The sequence below is a fragment of the Streptomyces sp. NPDC002790 genome, from assembly GCF_040295505.1.
Lineage (GTDB): Bacteria > Actinomycetota > Actinomycetes > Streptomycetales > Streptomycetaceae > Streptomyces.
This window is the reverse complement of record NZ_JBEOVM010000232.1, coordinates 1-2,804: the sequence shown is the minus strand read 5'-3', so window position 1 is coordinate 2,804 and position 2,804 is coordinate 1. Positions and strand designations below refer to the sequence as shown.

The 2,804-nt window shown below is 68.8% G+C and carries 1 protein-coding gene; it reads right to left on the bottom strand.

From position 1 onward, the window contains the following. Window positions 1–2,804 (bottom strand): condensation domain-containing protein (locus ABT004_RS36255; RefSeq protein WP_351346098.1); only part of this gene is annotated, 2,804 nt, incomplete at both ends.

Below are 2,804 nucleotides of genomic sequence, written 5' to 3'. Positions count from 1 at the left end.
GACGCATCGAAACTGAACGACGCGAACTGCAACACACCCACACCCGGACCCGCACCCATCACCGGCCCGAACACCGACACCAGATTCACCAACGACCCATGCGAGACCGCCACACCCTTCGGCCGCCCCGTCGAACCCGACGTATAGATCACATACGCCAACCCCGACGGAACCAGCCGCACACCGGGCGCGGAATCCGGGTACTCCCCCAACCCGTCGAGGACGCCCGCGTCCACCACCACACCCACACCGGCATCCGCCAGCATGAACTCCACACGCTCGACCGGCAGTTCAGCATCCACCGGGACGTACGCCGCCCCCGCCTTCCACACACCAAGAATCCCGGCAACCATCTCCGCGTCACGCCGGAGACGAAGACCCACCACCGACTCCGCACCCACACCCCGACCACGCAACCAATGCGCCAACCGATTCGCCCACACATCCAACTCGCCGTACGACACCTCAACACCGTCCGACACCACCGCCACCACACCCGGAGCCGCAGCCACCCACTCCTCGAACAACCCCACCACCGACGAACCAGCCACACCCGACGCCGCGTCAGTGTCCGTGCCCGTGCCCGTGTCATTCCACTCCACCAGGAGCCGATCCCGCTCACCCGGGCCGAGGATGTCCACCGAGGCCAGTTGCATGTCCGGGCCGCCGTCGAGCGCGGTCGTCAGCGCGTCGACCACGTTCGCCAGCGCAACAATCACCGAATGACCGACGCCCGCAGGGTCGATGCCCTCGGCAGTCGCCAGACTCACGCTCATCCCAGCGGCGCCCCGGTCGTTGACCGACACGGTCACGGGGTAGTTGTTCCGCTCCTCGGCGAACACAGTTTGGATGCCCTCAACAGGCCTACGCTGATCCAGCTCCGTGCCGGTCGGGCTCTCGCCGGCACCGGTGATGTGCCGGTAGTTGAACAGTGAGGTGAACAGCGGCGTATTGGCCGCGACACCACTCGCCTGCTGTGCCACGGCCAACGGCGCGTGCTCGTGCTCCAGCAGCCCCGCCAGCTGGTCCCGCATCCCCTCAACCGCCGCACGTACGCCCACCCGGCTGGTCCCCACGCGTACCGGCAGCGTGTTGATGAACGGGCCGAGCACCCGGTCGGCGCCCTCGCCGGCGTTCATCCGGCCGAACAGCACCGTGCCGAACACCACGTCTCCGTGGCCCGACAAGGCCGACAGCACGCGCGCCCACGTCACATGCAGGACTGTCGCCGTACTGACCCCCAACTCCCGTGCCACGCGCCGCAGTCCGTCGGTGACATCGGCCGCGATGGGCACGACTGCCTCGGAGGTCGTGCTGCCGTCGCCGCGTACGTCGAGCACCCCGTACGGGGCGGTCGGCTCGGTCACGTCACCGAGCAGCTCGGCGAAGTACCGCTCGTGCTCGACCCGGGACACCGCACGTGTCTGCGCCACGAAGTTCCGGAACGGCATCGCCGGCGCCAGCCGCTCCGCCTGCCCGGTCAGCACCGCCCGCAACTCCTGCAACAGCACGTCCATGCCCAGGTGATCCTGGAGCAGGTGATGCATCCGCACCACAGCCAGCCACCGACCCCCGGACACCTCCGCCGCATGCACATCCATCAACGGCGCACGCCCCAGATCCATCACCGACCCGACTACGGCCAGCAGGGCATCCGCCGGATTCGCAGACCCGCCGTCAATCTCGTGCTCTACGAACGGCAGTTGAGCCTGCCGCCACACCACCTGCACCGGCTCACGCAGGCCCTCCCACACCACACCCGTGCGATAGATGTCGTGCCGGTCCATCACCTGCTGCAGCGCGCCGGTGAACGTCTCAAGCCGGGCCCGGGAGTCGAATTCCACGACACGCGCCGTCAGATAGACGTCGCCGCCCTCACCCGCCATGAGGTGGTGGAAGAACATGCCCTCCTGCAACGGCGCCAACGGATAGACGTCCGCGACATTCCCCGCTCCACCCTCGACCGCCGCGACCACCCGATCGATCTCCGCCTGCGACAACTCCACCAGCGGCAACATCTCCGGCGTAATCCGCTCCGCATCCGCCGGTATCAGGTTCTCGGGTACGTCCACTGATCCGACGCCCGTAGCCCTGGCCAGCCCGGCCGGCGTCGACGCCTCGAACAGCGCCCGCACTGACACCGACACACCACGGGCCCGCAGCCGCTCCACCAATGACACCGCCAACAGCGAATGCCCGCCGAGCTGGAAGAAGTTGTCGTCGACGCGGACGGACTCGAGGCCCAGGACGTCGGCGAAGACCGCGCAGAGGATCTCCTCCTGCACGGTGACCGGGGCCCGGCCGGCCCCGGTGGTGTATTCCGGCGCGGGCAGGACCTTCCGGTCGAGCTTGCCGTTGGCGGTCAGCGGCAACTCGTCCAGCATGACGAACGCGGCCGGGACCATGTACTCCGGCAGCCGCGACGCCACCACGTCCCGCAGGGCATCCGTGTCGAGCCCTGCGTCCGCGGCCACCACGTAGGCGACCAGGCGCTTGTCGCCCGGAGCGTCCTCACGCGCGACCACCGCGGCCTGTCCGACGTTCGGCTGCGACATCAGCACGGACTCGATCTCGCCCGGCTCGATGCGGAAGCCGCGCACCTTCACCTGCTCGTCGGCCCTCCCAGCGAAGACGAGCTGGCCGTCGTCCGTCCACTTCGCCAGGTCCCCGGTCCGGTACATCCGCTCACCGGCAGAACCGAACGGGCAGGCCACGAACCGCTCACCCGTCAGACCGGGCCGGCCCACATAGCCGCGCGCCAGACCGGCACCCGCCACGTACAGCTCACCCGCAACACCCACCGG